Raw genomic sequence first — 13,745 nt, 5'->3', positions numbered from 1 at the left:
AACGCAATATGAGCAAGGATGCCACACCCGGAAACGGCATGGACAACAGGGCGCGCGCCAGATCGCGCCCCGGCTTCTTCAGCGACAGGCGCGGCAGCACGGCGATGGAATTCGCGATGCTGGCCATCCCGTTCGCGCTTCTCGTCTTCGCCATCCTCGAGAGCTGCATTTCTTTCGCCGGCCAGGAGGTGATGGCCAACGTCACCGACGACGTGGCCCGCCAGCTGCGGACCGGGCAGTTGCAGAAGTCGAACGTCACCGAAGCCTCCATCAAGCAGCTGATCTGCAGCAGGCTTGAGATCATGGTGGCCAAGGACTGCCCGGGATTGCTGGTCGATCTGCGCGAATATCCGAGTTTCGCCGACGCCGCCACGGCAGGCTTCAAGATCGTGGATGGAGACATCGTGCTTACACAGGGGACGAACTCGACGACCCCAACCGTCTCGCCCGGATTGGCAGAGTCCATCAACATGCTGCGGGTGTTCTACAAATGGCCGGTGATGACCGATTTCCTGGCCCAGTCGATGGCAAATCTGAAGGACAAGAAAACGCTGCATTTCGCATCGGTGACCTGGCAGAACGAACCGTTCGACGACAATTGAGACTGCTCGACGGCTAAGCCGCGGCGTGGAGGACGATATGCATAGTGCGGGGGCACTCCGGGGCATTTCGGCGAAGGTGAAGCAGTTTTGCCGCGATCGCCGCGGCATCGCGGCGATCGAGTTCGCGTTCATCGTGCCGGTGCTCCTGATCATGTATTTCATCACGATGGAGGCCTCGCAGGCCATCGAGACCGGCAAGAAGGTCAGCCGCATCGGCAGCATGGTTGCGGACCTCGTCACGCAGCAGCAGGCCGTCGTGAAGGCTAACCTCGATGCAATGATGAAGATCGGCATATCGACGCTTCGGCCCTACAATCGCTCAAGTCCAACGATCATCATCACCGGCATACAGATATCCGACGAGGCGTCGCCGACAGTGAAGGTGGCGTGGTCGCGCAAGCTGGTGGGCAACACCTACAGCGTCGATGCCAGTCCCGGCGACACCACGACCGTCCCTTCGACGCTGAAAATCCGCAACACTTTCCTGGTCCGCGTGGAAAGCGACCTCGGCTATGTGCCCGTCATCGCCTGGAGCGAGAACAACAACCAGCAGAAGGCGCTTGGACTGTTGTCGACCTTCAGCCACATAAATATGAGCGAGACTTATTATCTCCGGCCTCGCCGGAGCCCAACGATCCCCTGCAGCGACTGCTGACGGTCAGTCCCGGCCGTCGGACGCCTGCCGCACAATGGCCGTGGCCATAGCGTAGTCCTTGGACGCCGCCGGCACAAAGCCACCGGTATGCGCGGCCTCCAGCAGATCGTATATGTCGGGCGTCTGGGACTTGAGATTGGTCAGGAAGACCGTCAGCCGGCGCTTTGCCTCGGGATCGATATCGTTGCGGACGGCGTGCGGCCCGTAGCGCAAGAGGCCCGAGGTCCACAACACCCGAAGCGACGCCTCTGGGACGCCGGCAGCCTCCAGCCGCGCGACGGTGCCCCCGGAACGGGTGGATCGTCCGTCGGCATCGGCCGGTTCCCAGCCGAACAGGGCGTCCGCTTCGCCGCCGGCGAGCATCGTCTCGGCCGCAGTGGCTGAAGCGGCGCGCGCCAGAAAGGGCGAACCCCGGGTGATGTTGACGCCTTCGGCCGGCAGCGCTGTCAGCGGCAGCAGCGCGCCGCCGACATTTTCGGCCGGCGCTATCGCGATCCGGTGCGAAGCCATGGCGGCAAGGTCCGCAAGCCGGCCGTCGCGCGTCACCAGGACGGAACGGATGCCGACGGCGCCGTCGGTATCGACCGGCGCCACCAGCGGCTCGACGCAGCCGCAGCGCTCCGAGGCCGTGGCATAGGCGAGAGCGGAATAGATCGCATATTGCACGCGCCCGCTCGCCTGCGCCTCGATCAGCGCCGCGTAGTCGCGCGCAACGACGAACTCGACCGTCATGCCGAGCGCATTGGCATAGGCGTCGGTCAGGCGCGCGAGCCCCGGGACGGTGTTGCCGCCGCCTGGTTCGGCAACGATGCCGATGCGGAACGTGCCGATGTCGCCACGCCAGTCGGCGCGTGCCGGCGAGGAGGCGGCACCTAAGGCCGCGAGAGCGGCCGCGCACATCTTCACGGCTTGCCTTGTCGCGGTTTTGCCGCGCCTTGCCATACCTGCCACGCTCCCGCCCCGCATCCGCGCCTCGCCGCAACTATAGCGCCAAGCCGTTGCGGTTTGGTTTCCGATTTGCCAACGCCGCCGGGGAACCTTATGTCTGGCGATCAAGGCTCACAATAAAGATACCCATGGCGCGCGCGTTCCTGTTCGTTCTCGATTCTTTCGGCATCGGCGGCGCGGCCGACGCCGAACGCTATGGCGATAACGGCGCCGACACGTTCAGGCATATTTTTCAGGCTTGCGCCGATGGTCGTGCAGATCGGCAAGGTTTGCGCAAAGGGCCGCTCGCCGTGCCCAACATGATGTCGCTCGGACTTGGCCGGGCGGCGCAAACCGCGACGGGACTGAAAACCGGTATCGACGCGCCGCCGGTCGCCTCGGCCTTTCATGGAGCCGCACAGGAAGTGTCGAGCGGCAAGGACACGCCCTCCGGCCACTGGGAGATCGCCGGCCTGCCGGTGCGTTTCGACTGGGGCTATTTCCCCGATACGGTGCCCGCCTTTCCGGCCGAACTGACCGACGCCATCATCCGCGAGGGCAAGCTGCCGGGTATCCTCGGCAACTGCCATGCACCCGGAACCGAGATCATCGAGCGGCTCGGCGAAGAGCATATCCGCACCGGCAAGCCGATCTGCTACACGTCGATCGATTCCGTGCTGCAGATCGCCGCGCATGAGACGCATTTCGGCCTGGAGCGGCTTTATGAGCTTTGCCTCACGGTACGTCGGCTGGTCGAGCCGCTCAAGATCGGTCGGGTGATCGCTCGGCCATTCGTGGGTGAGACGCCGGCCACGTTCCAGCGCACCCACAATCGCCGCGACTATGCGGTGCCGCCGCCGGAGCCGACCCTGCTCGACCGGCTGACCGGGCGCGGCAACAAGGTCATCGCCGTCGGCAAGATCGGCGATATCTTCGCTCATCGCGGCATTTCGGAAGTGCGCAAGGCCGGCGGCAACATGGCAATGTTCGACAAGGCGCTCAGCGCGATGGACGATGCCGGCGACGGCGACCTGGTTTTTGCCAATTTTGTCGATTTCGATACCGAGTTCGGTCACCGGCGCGACGTCGCCGGCTATGCCGGAGCGCTCGAAGCGTTCGACCGCCGACTGCCGGAGGCGCTGTCGCGGATAAGGCCTGGCGACCTGCTCATCCTCACGGCCGATCATGGCAACGATCCGACCTGGCGCGGCACCGACCATACGCGCGAACGCATTCCGGTGATCGGTATCGGGCCGGGACTGAGGGGCGGCGACATCGGGCTCAGGCCGACCTTCGCCGATATCGGCGAGACCGTCGCGGACCACCTCGGCCTGGCTGCCGGTCGCCACGGAACATCGTTCCTTGCGATGATAGGCGGCCATGCCTGAGCTGCCCGAAGTCGAGACCGTCCGGCGCGGTCTGCAGCCGGTCCTGGAAGGGGCGCGGCTCGTCGAGGTCAAGGCGCGCAGGGCCGACCTTCGCTTTCCTTTCCCCGAACGCTTTTCGGAACGGCTTGCCGGCAAGACCGTGACGGCGCTTGGCCGGCGCGCCAAATACCTAACGATGCATATCGAAAACGGTCCGGTTCTCATCTGCCATCTCGGCATGTCGGGGTCGTTCCGGATCGAAGCCGCGGAAAGCAGCGACGTCCCCGGCGCCTTCCACCACGAGCGCTCGAAAAGCGTGGAGCACGACCATGTCGTGTTCGACGTCATCTCTCCGAGGGACGAGCGCTCCCGCGTCATCTTCAACGACCCGCGCCGCTTCGGCTTCATGCTGTTTGCCGAAGGAGCGCCGGACACGCATCCGATGCTGGCGGGGCTCGGCATCGAGCCAACTGGCAACGCGCTCGACGGTCCCCTGCTCGCCTCGCTGTTGAAGGGTCGCAGATCGCCGCTCAAGGCAGCCCTGCTCGACCAGCGGCTGATCGCCGGACTCGGCAATATATACGTGGCTGAGGCCTTGTGGCGCGCCGGCCTCTCGCCGCTGCGCGAAGCCGGCACCATCGCCGGGTCGGCCAAGAAGGCGAAAGAGCAAAGCGCGCGCCTTGCCGAAGCGATCCGCTCGGTCATCGCCGATGCGATCGCCGCCGGCGGCTCCTCGCTGCGCGACTATGTCCAGGCCGACGGGTCGCTCGGCTATTTCCAGCATTCCTTCGCGGTCTACGATCGCGAGGGAGAGCCATGCCCGAAGCCGGACTGCCGCGGCCACATCGAGCGCATCGTGCAAAGCGGCCGCTCGACCTTCTATTGCCGGGCCTGTCAGCGGTAAGCTAGGAACGTATCGATCATCCCACTGCCGCGGAAGGAAGCGAACCATGGCCTATGAAACCATTATCGTGGAAGCACGCGGCAAGGTCGGGCTGATCACGCTGAACCGGCCCAAGGCACTCAATGCGCTGAATTCGCAGGTCCTTGCGGAGGTCGTGGCGGCCGCGCGCGCGTTCGATGCCGATCCCGAGATCGGCGCGATGGTGCTTACAGGCTCGGAAAAGGCGTTTGCCGCCGGCGCCGACATCAAGGAAATGCAGGCGATGTCCTTCGCCGACGCCTACACGCAGGACTTCTTCGTCGGCTGGGAGGAATTCACGCGCACGCGCAAGCCCATCATCGCGGCGGTCGCGGGCTATGCGCTCGGCGGCGGCTGCGAATTGGCCATGATGTGCGATTTCATCATCGCCGGCGACAACGCCAAGTTCGGCCAGCCCGAAATCACGCTCGGCGTCATGCCGGGCATGGGCGGCTCGCAGCGGCTGACCCGATTCGTCGGCAAGTCGAAGGCAATGGACATGTGCCTGACCGGGCGGATGATGGACGCTGCCGAAGCCGAGCGCAGCGGACTGGTCTCGCGGGTGGTGCCGGTCGCCGAGCTCGCCGAGGAGGCGCTGAAGGCGGCGGCCAAGATCGCCGAGTTCTCGCTGCCGTCGGTCATGATGACCAAGGAGGCGGTCAACCGCGCCTACGAGACGACGCTCGCCGAAGGGCTGCGCTTCGAGCGCCGCCTGTTCCATTCGCTGTTCGCGCTCGACGATCAGAAGGAAGGCATGGCCGCGTTTGTGGAGAAGCGGAAGCCGAATTTCACCAACCGCTAGAGCATGATGCCGAAAAGTGTGGAGCGGTTTTCGGACGACATCATGCTCTCTCTTTGATTTAGAGCCGGATGATTTCAGGTCGACTCGACCTGAAATCATCCGGCTCTAGGGCACCTTGCCCAATGACTGAAGGCGGGTCACGACGTGATGCGCTTTCAGTCTCCAAAAAGACCGCCAAGTGGCGTTGACGCGCCGGAAAAGCTGAACTATAAGCCGCACCAACCGAGGCGGCCTGTGGCTGCCCGTTTGTTTTTTGCGCCCTGCGGCACCCGCTGGCGCCCACCAGATCGGAAGAGAGGCATCATGGCCAACACGTCTTCGGCCAAAAAGGCAACGCGCAAGATCGCCCGCCGCGCGGCGATCAACAAGAACCGTCGCTCGCGTGTCCGCACCTATGTGCGCCAGGTCGAAGAGGCGCTGGCCGCCGGCGACAAGGCCGCGGCGGTGGCAGCCTTCAAGGCGGCGGAGCCGGAATTGATGCGCGCCGCCACCAAGGGTGTCGTTCACAAGAACACGGCTTCCCGCAAGGTTTCGCGGCTGGCCCAGCGGGTCAAGACGCTGTCGGCCTGACCGACTATTCCTTACTCCATCGATGTTGAACCCGGTCGCATAGACCGGGTTTTTTTCGTTTGCCGGCAAGTACTTAAAAAAATTGCTCGTGAGCAACGCTCGGGACGTGATTCCAACGCCAGTAATGTTTTGCCGGCATATTCAACGCCGCTGACAGCGGAACGCCCTCTCCGCGGCAACTGCCTAAATTTGCCTGGCAAAAAATCCGCAGTCTTTTCATAGGCTTACAGCCGGTCGTCCACAGCTTGTTCAGCTCAAGGTCGAGCGGCGGGGGAGAAGTAGCTGTCAAGACAATTATTTCAGAATATTTCGTTTCGGGCGGCCTTTTTCATATTCGCCGGAAAAGGGTTTGAATCACAATGGCTTTGTCAAAACGTGCCGGCGCAGCTCCCGATTTTGAGCCCCGTCCGGTAACCAGATTCGTTAAAAAACCGTTAGATGTGGCCTTGCCCTATCCACAGCGATTTCGGTAATGTCCATCCATCGAAGGGACGGGCTCTAGCCCCTGACCCAGCCTGAATCGGCCAGCACAAAATGGCGGAATTCATGACGTGGAGCAATTCCGCGTACGGCTTGGTTTGTCTCTTCGGTGCGGGTAGGGGACTGGCGTAATTGTACATGGCAGTCGATGTCTCGCCGGCGTTTTCGCCGGAGGGTGAGGTATTGACTTGTCTTTGTCGGTGGCCGGCGTGCGGAGCCGGCAGCTGGTCCCTTGCGCGAGTTGCGACGATCATTGCCGGCGGCGGCAATGGCATCGCGGCTGAATGAGGGTCGCCGGACCAAGGATGCAGGAGGCGCATCCCCGGCGGAAAAAGGGTACGAGAAGACAAAGGGACTTTGATCATGCAGAGCGGCATTGAAAGGGAGATAGCGGGCGAGCTCCCATTTCCAGCAACTTTTGTCGGAGGGGGCGACGTGGCGGTATCCAGCGACGCGGAACAGAAGTTCGAACGGGTAAAGGCCCAGTTGAAGGCGCGTCTTGGAGCCGAGGTCTATTCGAGCTGGTTCGGTCGCATGAAGGTCGCCGAGGCTTCCCGCGGCGTCGTTCGCATCTCCGTGCCTACAGCCTTCCTGCGGTCCTGGATCAATGGCCACTATCTCGAGCTTATCGCCGAGCTATGGCGGCATGAGGATGCGGACGTCCTCAAGATCGAGATCGTCGTGCGCACTGCAACGCGCCAGGGGCGCAATCCTGTCGAGCCCGAGATCGCGCCGGCGCGCAAGATGACCAAGCAGACGCATACCGCGCTTGCCAACGGCACCGCGAGCGCCGGGCGTGTGGAGCAACGGGCGCCGGCGCCCCGCCAGGGCGTGTCAGCGGAACCGGAGTTCCGCCACAATGTGCTGGGGTCGCCGCTTGACCCGCGTTACACATTCTCCTCCTTCATCGAAGGGCCGTCGAACAGGGTGGCCTTCGCAGCGGCCAGGGCGGTGGCGGAATCGCAGTCGAGCGCGGTGCGTTTCAACCCGCTTTTCCTGCACGCGACCGTCGGGCTCGGCAAGACGCACCTCCTGCAAGCGATCGCCGCGGAATCGCTGCGGCAAAACCCGAAGTCGCGCGTCGTCTACCTGACGGCGGAATATTTCATGTGGCGCTTCGCCACCGCGATCCGCGACAACAACGCGCTGACGCTGAAGGAGCAGCTGCGCGATATCGATCTCTTGATCATCGACGACATGCAGTTCTTGCAGGGCAAGTCGATCCAGCACGAATTCTGCCACCTCATCAATATGCTGCTCGACAGCGCCAAGCAGGTGGTGGTCGCGGCCGACCGGCCGCCCTCGGAACTGGAATCGCTGGAGCCGCGCGTGCGTTCGCGCCTCAATGGCGGCGTGGCGCTGGAAATGTCGGCGCCGGATTTCGCCATGCGGCTCGGCATGCTGAAACTGCGCCGCGCCAGCACCAAGACCGATGACACCTCGCTCGACATCTCGGACGAGATCCTGGAGCATGTCGCGCGCACGGTGACCGGCAGCGGGCGCGAGCTCGAAGGCGCCTTCAACCAGCTTCTGTTCCGCCAGTCCTTCGAGCCGCAGATCACCATCGACCGCATCGACGAGATCCTCGGTCACATCTACCGCTCCGGCGAGCCGAAGCGGGTGCGCATCGAGGACATCCAGCGCATCGTGGCGCGCCACTACAACGTGTCGAAGACCGAGCTTCTGTCCAATCGGCGCACGCGCACGATCGTCAAGCCGCGGCAAGTGGCGATGTATCTGTCGAAAGTGATGACACCGCGCTCATTGCCGGAGATCGGGCGGCGGTTCGGCGGCCGCGACCACACGACCGTGCTGCATGCCGTGCGCAAGATCGAGGACCTTTCGGGCGGGGACAACACGCTGGCGCAGGAACTGGAACTGCTCAGAAGGCTGATCAACGACCAGGCCTGAAGGAGCGCAGAAATAGCCGGCGGCACGCTTCGCCGGCTTTATCCCCAGAAAGCCCGCGCCGCCGGTCGGAACCGGCGCCGCGGGCTTGCGTTTGCAGGCTTTTTACTGTCAGCTTACGGAGATTCTGGAAGCCTTTCAGAGCTTTCACGGGATGCCGCCTGCCGGTGACCTGTTCATTCTTGAAGCGAGCCTGTTTCGTCATGCGTGTTATCCTGGAACGGTCAAATCTCTTGAAGTCCCTCAACCACGTCCACCGCGTGGTCGAGCGGCGCAACACCATACCGATCCTGTCCAACGTGCTGCTCAGCGCCGAGGGCGCCAGCCTCGAGATGAAGGCGACCGACCTCGACCTCGAAGTGACGGAGGCAACGCCCGCCAAAGTCGAGCGCGGCGGCGCGACGACGGTGCCGGCGCATCTGCTCTACGACATCGTGCGCAAGCTTTCCGACGGCGCGGAGGTGATGCTGAAGACGGACGAGGACGGCAATGCGATGACCGTCACCTCCGGCCGTTCGAGCTTCCGCCTGCAGTGCCTGCCGCAATCCGACTTCCCGGAGCTTTCTGCCGGCTCGTTCTCGCATATCTTCCGGCTGGAATCGGCGGCGCTCAAAGGGCTGATCGACAAGACGCAGTTCGCCATCTCCACCGAAGAGACGCGCTATTATCTCAATGGCATCTTCCTGCACACGCATGAGGTCGGCGGCAAATTGAAGCTGCGCTCGGTGGCGACCGACGGGCATCGCCTGGCGCGGGCCGAGATCGACGCGCCGGCAGGCTCCGAAGGCATGCCCGGCATCATCATTCCGCGCAAGACGGTGAGCGAGCTGCAGAAGCTGGTCGACGATCCCGACGTGGCGGTGACCACGGAGCTGTCGGACACCAAGATCCGCTTCACCATCGGCAGCGTCGTTTTGACCTCGAAGCTGATCGACGGCACCTTCCCCGACTATCAGCGCGTCATTCCGACCGGCAACGACAAGAAGCTGATCATCGACCGGCAGAGCTTCGCTGCGGCAGTAGACCGCGTTTCGACCATTTCCTCCGAACGCGGCCGGGCGGTGAAGCTTTCGATCAATGACGGCCAGGTGACGCTCGCGGTCAACAATCCGGATTCGGGCAGCGCCACCGAGGAACTGGCGGCCGACTATTCTTCGGACCCGATCGAGATCGGCTTCAACGCCAAATATCTGCTCGACGTCGCGGCCCAGCTCACCGGCACGGAGGCGAAATTCATGCTGGCCGATGCCGGCTCGCCGACGCTGATCCACGACATGGCCGACGAGACCGCGCTCTACGTGCTGATGCCGATGCGGGTCTAGGTGCGGGACAGGCCTATATGTCGCCGTGACCGCGGATGCGAAACAGCTTCGGCAGCAAAGCCACGTAAGTAAGCTTACACTTACGAATTTCCGCAATTACGCGACGCTGTCGCTCGAGCTCGCGCCCGGCGCGGTGGTGCTGTCAGGCGACAATGGCGCCGGCAAGACCAATCTCCTGGAAGCGATCTCGTTGCTGACGCCGGGCCGCGGCCTGCGCCGCGCGCCCTATGGCGATGTGGCGCGCGAAGGCGGCGATGGCGGCTTCGCCTTGCATGCGCGCATCGAGGGGCCGGAAGGCCAGGTCGAGATCGGAACCGGAATTTCCGGCGGAGACGCCGCCGGCGAAGGCGGCAGGAAGGTGCGGATCAACGGCGCGCCGGCGCGATCGGCCGAGGATATGCTGGAATGGCTGCGGGTCGTGTGGCTGACGCCGGCGATGGACGGGCTGTTTCCAGGGCCGGCGGCGGACCGCCGCCGCTTCCTCGACCGGCTGGTGCTGGCGATTGATCCTGGCCATGGCCAGCGCGCGCTCGACTATGAGAAAGCCATGCGTGGCCGTAACCGATTGCTTACCGAAGGCTCCCGGGACGGCGCCTGGTTCGACGCGATCGAGACGCAGATGGCCGAGACCGGGGTGGCGATCGCCGCTGCGCGGGCCGAGCTGGTGCGGCTGCTTTCCGCCATGATCGACAGATTGCCCGGCAGCGGGCCGTTTCCGCAGGCCGACATCAGTCTTGCCGGCGACCTGGAGAGCGAGGTCGCCGTCGCGCCGGCCGTCGATGTCGAGGAGCGCTTCCGCCGCACGCTTGCCAATGGCCGCGAGCGCGATCGCGCCGCCGGCCGCACGCTGGACGGCCCGCATCGTTCCGATCTCGTGGTGCGGCACCGGCCGAAGTCGATGCCGGCCGAGCTTTGCTCGACCGGCGAGCAGAAGGCGCTGCTGGTCGGCATCGTGCTGTCGCATGCCAGGCTGACCGGCGAGATGTCGGGACTGACGCCGATCCTTCTGCTGGACGAGATCGCCGCGCATCTCGACGCTGGCCGGCGCGCGGCGCTGTTCTCCATCCTGGAAGAGCTGAACTGCCAGGCCTTCATGACCGGCACCGATGCCGCCTTATTCTCCAGCCTCGCCGGCCGGGCGCTGTTCCTGACCGTCGATCACGGCAACGTCGAGCCGACCGGCTGACCTTTGAAGCGAGTTCTGCACCTGCGTATATGCGACAAGGCCGCGCCTTGCGCTTACTGACAAGGCCTCGCCACGGCGATATGGTCCAGCCATGACCGACGCCGCCCTCACCGACGAAGAGCTCGAACGCTATGCCCGCCACATCGTGCTGCCGGAGATCGGCGGGCCGGGCCAGCAGAAGCTGAAACGGGCACGGGTGCTGGTGATCGGTGCCGGCGGGCTCGGCGCGCCGGTGCTCGAATATCTTGCCGCCGCCGGCGTCGGCACACTCGGCATCGTCGATGACGACACCGTCTCCTTGTCCAACCTGCAACGGCAGGTGATCCATGGCAGCGACAGGGTCGGCATGGCCAAGACCGACAGCGCGCGGGAAGCGATCATGCGCATCAACTCCAACGTCACGGTGGAATCGCATCGCCTGAGGTTGACGGAGGAGAATGCCCCTGCCCTCGTCGCCCGCTACGATATCGTCGTCGACGGCTCCGATAATTTCGAAACGCGCTACGCGGTCGCCGATGCCTGCGCGGACGAGAAGAAACCCCTCGTCACGGCGGCCGTCGGGCGCTTCGACGGCTCGGTGACGGTACTGAAGCCGTTCGAGGCTGGCGCCGACGGCAAGCGCAATCCCAGCTATCGCGACCTGTTTCCGGAAGCGCCGCCCGAAGGGCTGGTGCCGTCCTGCGCCGTTGCCGGCATCCTCGGCGCGCTGACGGGCGTCATCGGCACGCTGGAGGCGATGGAAGCGATCAAGCTGATTACCGGCATAGGCGAGCCGCTGATAGGCCGGCTGCTGCTCTATGACGGGCTCACGGCCCGCTTCGACACCATCCGCTACAAGGCCGTCTGAGCGCATGGACCAGAACGTCGGCGTCTCCATAACCGGCCTTCCAGCGGATTTCGATCGGTGGGACGACCTGCTCGCGCTGATCCGGCGCGCCTTCGCCTATATGGACGGGGTGATCGATCCGCCGTCATCGGCGCATCTTTTAACCCCCGAGGCGCTTGCCGCGAAGGCGAAGCGGGAGACGGGGTTTCTGGCCGTCGAGAACGGCCGCATCGTCGGCTGCGTCTTCGCTCAGGAACGGGCGCGGGATTTCTATGTCGGCAAGCTCGCGGTCGAGCCACGGCTGCAGGGCCAAGGCATCGGAACCCGGCTGATCCGGGCGGTGGAGGATCTTGCCCGCAAGCGCGGCATGGACGCCATCGAGCTTCAGACCCGTATCGAACTGACCGCAAACCATGCAGCCTTCACCCAGCTCGGCTTCCGCGAGACCGAGCGCACGGCGCATGCGGGCTATGACAGGCCGACCTCCATCACCATGCGCAAGGTGCTGTCTTGAGCCTGGTCCTCAGCCCGGAAGAACAGGCGATCGCCGCCGGCCGGGACGGCGCGGGCATGGCGATGCGCATCGTTGCCGAAAGCGCCCGGCTGCTCGGCGCGCCTCGGCTCATCCCGATCGCCTCCACCCATATCGACGGCGCGCTTTACCACGGCGATTCCGGCACGTTATTTGCCGAGCGGCTGGTCGAAGGCGGTGCGAAGGTCGCGGTGCGCTCGACGCTCAATGTCGGGGCGCTCGACCTGATGGGTTGCTCGCGCATCCGCCTCGAGGAGCCGCAGCGCGGCATGGCACGGCGGATGATGGAGGCCTATCGCAAGCTGGGCTGCGAGCAGAGCTGGACCTGCGCCCCCTACCAGGCCGGACACAGGCCCGCGCTCGGCAGCGACGTTGCCTGGGGGGAGTCCAACGCGGTCGTCTTTTGCAATTCGGTGCTGGGCGCGCGCACCAACCGCTATGGCGATTTCCTGGACATTGCCTGCGCCATCACTGCCAGAGCGCCTGACTACGGCCTGCATCGGACGGAGAACCGCCGAGCGCGGCTCATTTTCGATGTCTCGGGCCTGTCGCCGTCCTTCCTTGCCTCGGAGATCGCCTGGCCGGTGCTGGGCAGCCTCTATGGCCGCGAGGTAGGCAACGCCATCGCCGTCGTTACCGGCGTGACGGATAATCCCGGCGAAGACGCGCTGAAAGCCTTCGGCGCGGCGGCCGCATCGTCCGGCGCGGTCGGCCTGTTCCACATTGCCGGCGTGACGCCCGAGGCTCCAGACGCCGAAGCCATTCTGGCCGGGCCAGAGCCGGAAGCGGTGAGCCGCGTGACGCCCGCCATGGTGGCGACGGCCCGTGCCGGCCTGTCGACCGCGGCCGCGACCAAGACCATCGATGCGGTGGCGATCGGCAGCCCGCATCTGTCGCACGCGGAGTTCGACTACCTGGAGCGGCTGATCGCCGGACGGCGGCTCGCGGTGCCGATCTACGCCTGCACCGGCCGCCATGCGCTTGCCCTGCTGGAGCAGAACGGCCGGCGGAAGCGGCTTGAAGCCAGCGGCGTCATTATCGTCGCCGACACCTGCGTGGTGGTGACGCCGATCATGCCGGACCTTGCCGGCGGCGTTTTGATGACCAATTCGGGCAAGTTCGCGCATTACGCGCCGGGCAACACCGGCTATGCGGTGCTCTACGCCTCGCTCGCCGACTGCGTCGAAAGCGCGGTCCTCGGCAAGCCGGTCTTCACGGATATCGCGGCATGAGCGCGAGGGCCGAAATCCTGGTGCCAGGCAAGGCGGGCGAAGGCGACGCGCTGGTGCTGACGGCGCCGATCAGCTTCTGGGGCGGCGTCGACCTCAGGACCGGGCGTATCGCCGACGTTCGCCACCCGCAACATGGCGAAGTCATCGCCGGCCGGGTTCTGTTCCTGCCGGGCACGATCGGCTCGTCATCCGCTTCGGCGGTGCTGATGGAGCTCGTCCACAACGGCCGCGCACCGGCCGCCCTGGTGCTGCACGAGCCGGACGCCATCCTGCTGCTCGGCCTGATCGTAGCCCGGGAAATGGGCTGGGAAACGCCGATGGCGGTGAGGCTCGAACGCGGCGCGTTCGACAGCTACCGCGGAGCCGCCGTCACGGTCGCTTCGGACGGCGCAGTGACCGCCGCCGTCTAAAGCT

At 64.9% G+C, this 13,745-nt stretch carries 15 protein-coding genes; 13 read left to right on the top strand and 2 right to left on the bottom strand.

Features of this window, described 5'->3' with window-relative positions:
• Positions 1-38 precede the first annotated feature (38 nt).
• Positions 39-602: a TadE/TadG family type IV pilus assembly protein gene (locus tag LB529_RS18815; RefSeq protein WP_224548784.1), complete on the top strand. Its 564-nt coding sequence runs from the start codon at positions 39-41 to the stop codon at positions 600-602.
• 37 nt (positions 603-639) lie between these two features.
• Entirely contained in the window at positions 640-1,257 is a 618-nt protein-coding gene (locus LB529_RS18810; protein ID WP_224709407.1) for a TadE/TadG family type IV pilus assembly protein, read from the top strand.
• A gap of 3 nt (positions 1,258-1,260) precedes the next feature.
• On the opposite strand, the gene LB529_RS18805 is transcribed toward LB529_RS18810, so the two are convergent.
• On the bottom strand, positions 1,261-2,199 hold the full coding sequence (locus tag LB529_RS18805; RefSeq protein ID WP_224630431.1) for a phosphate/phosphite/phosphonate ABC transporter substrate-binding protein: 939 nt from the start codon (positions 2,197-2,199) through the stop codon (positions 1,261-1,263).
• Positions 2,200-2,333: 134 nt separating this feature from the next.
• On the opposite strand from LB529_RS18805, the gene LB529_RS18800 reads away from it, so the two are divergent.
• The 5 genes from LB529_RS18800 (at position 2,334) to dnaA (ending at position 8,236) form a co-directional block, all read left to right on the top strand.
• Complete coding sequence (locus LB529_RS18800; RefSeq protein WP_224711944.1) at positions 2,334-3,572, top strand: phosphopentomutase; 1,239 nt, start codon at positions 2,334-2,336, stop codon at positions 3,570-3,572.
• Positions 3,565-4,455 (top strand): bifunctional DNA-formamidopyrimidine glycosylase/DNA-(apurinic or apyrimidinic site) lyase, encoded by an 891-nt coding sequence (gene mutM / locus LB529_RS18795; RefSeq protein ID WP_224711943.1) that lies wholly within the window; start codon positions 3,565-3,567, stop codon positions 4,453-4,455. The genes LB529_RS18800 and mutM overlap by 8 nt, the downstream gene beginning before the upstream one ends.
• A gap of 46 nt (positions 4,456-4,501) precedes the next feature.
• Positions 4,502-5,275 (top strand): enoyl-CoA hydratase, encoded by a 774-nt coding sequence (locus LB529_RS18790; protein ID WP_224523387.1) that lies wholly within the window; start codon positions 4,502-4,504, stop codon positions 5,273-5,275.
• A gap of 303 nt (positions 5,276-5,578) precedes the next feature.
• A complete protein-coding gene (rpsT, locus tag LB529_RS18785; protein WP_095765940.1) occupies positions 5,579-5,845 on the top strand; it encodes a 30S ribosomal protein S20 in 267 nt (88 codons plus the stop codon).
• Between the two features lie 843 nt (positions 5,846-6,688).
• Entirely contained in the window at positions 6,689-8,236 is a 1,548-nt protein-coding gene (gene dnaA, locus LB529_RS18780; RefSeq protein WP_095765941.1) for a chromosomal replication initiator protein DnaA, read from the top strand.
• Here the strand turns inward: dnaA and LB529_RS18775 are convergent.
• Complete coding sequence (locus LB529_RS18775) at positions 8,220-8,438, bottom strand: hypothetical protein (protein WP_224711942.1); 219 nt, start codon at positions 8,436-8,438, stop codon at positions 8,220-8,222. The genes dnaA and LB529_RS18775 overlap by 17 nt on opposite strands.
• Between LB529_RS18775 and dnaN the strand changes: the two genes are divergently transcribed.
• The 6 genes from dnaN to LB529_RS18745 all read left to right on the top strand — a co-directional run bounded on the left by dnaN (position 8,437) and on the right by LB529_RS18745 (position 13,741).
• Positions 8,437-9,555 carry a DNA polymerase III subunit beta gene (dnaN, locus tag LB529_RS18770; RefSeq protein ID WP_095765942.1) on the top strand — a complete coding sequence of 373 codons (1,119 nt, stop codon included), beginning with the start codon at positions 8,437-8,439 and terminating at the stop codon, positions 9,553-9,555. The two genes, LB529_RS18775 and dnaN, sit on opposite strands and share 2 nt — an antisense overlap.
• Positions 9,556-9,580: 25 nt before the next feature.
• Complete coding sequence (gene recF, locus LB529_RS18765; protein ID WP_224711941.1) at positions 9,581-10,741, top strand: DNA replication/repair protein RecF; 1,161 nt, start codon at positions 9,581-9,583, stop codon at positions 10,739-10,741.
• A gap of 91 nt (positions 10,742-10,832) precedes the next feature.
• Complete coding sequence (locus LB529_RS18760) at positions 10,833-11,588, top strand: molybdopterin-synthase adenylyltransferase MoeB (protein WP_224711940.1); 756 nt, start codon at positions 10,833-10,835, stop codon at positions 11,586-11,588.
• Positions 11,589-11,592: 4 nt separating this feature from the next.
• Positions 11,593-12,081 (top strand): GNAT family N-acetyltransferase, encoded by a 489-nt coding sequence (locus LB529_RS18755; protein WP_224711939.1) that lies wholly within the window; start codon positions 11,593-11,595, stop codon positions 12,079-12,081.
• Positions 12,078-13,331, top strand: coding sequence for an aconitase X (locus LB529_RS18750; RefSeq protein WP_224711938.1), 1,254 nt, complete (start codon positions 12,078-12,080; stop codon positions 13,329-13,331). Before LB529_RS18755 ends, LB529_RS18750 begins: the two co-directional genes overlap by 4 nt.
• Positions 13,328-13,741, top strand: a complete 414-nt coding sequence (locus tag LB529_RS18745) for an aconitase X swivel domain-containing protein (RefSeq protein ID WP_224637945.1) — start codon at positions 13,328-13,330, stop codon at positions 13,739-13,741. Before LB529_RS18750 ends, LB529_RS18745 begins: the two co-directional genes overlap by 4 nt.
• Positions 13,742-13,745 lie beyond the last annotated feature (4 nt).

Origin of the sequence: Mesorhizobium sp. CA5, assembly GCF_020165105.1 — a bacterium.
Lineage (GTDB): Bacteria > Pseudomonadota > Alphaproteobacteria > Rhizobiales > Rhizobiaceae > Mesorhizobium.
The sequence above is the reverse complement of the archived record's forward strand: the minus strand, read 5'-3'. Positions and strand labels throughout refer to the sequence as shown.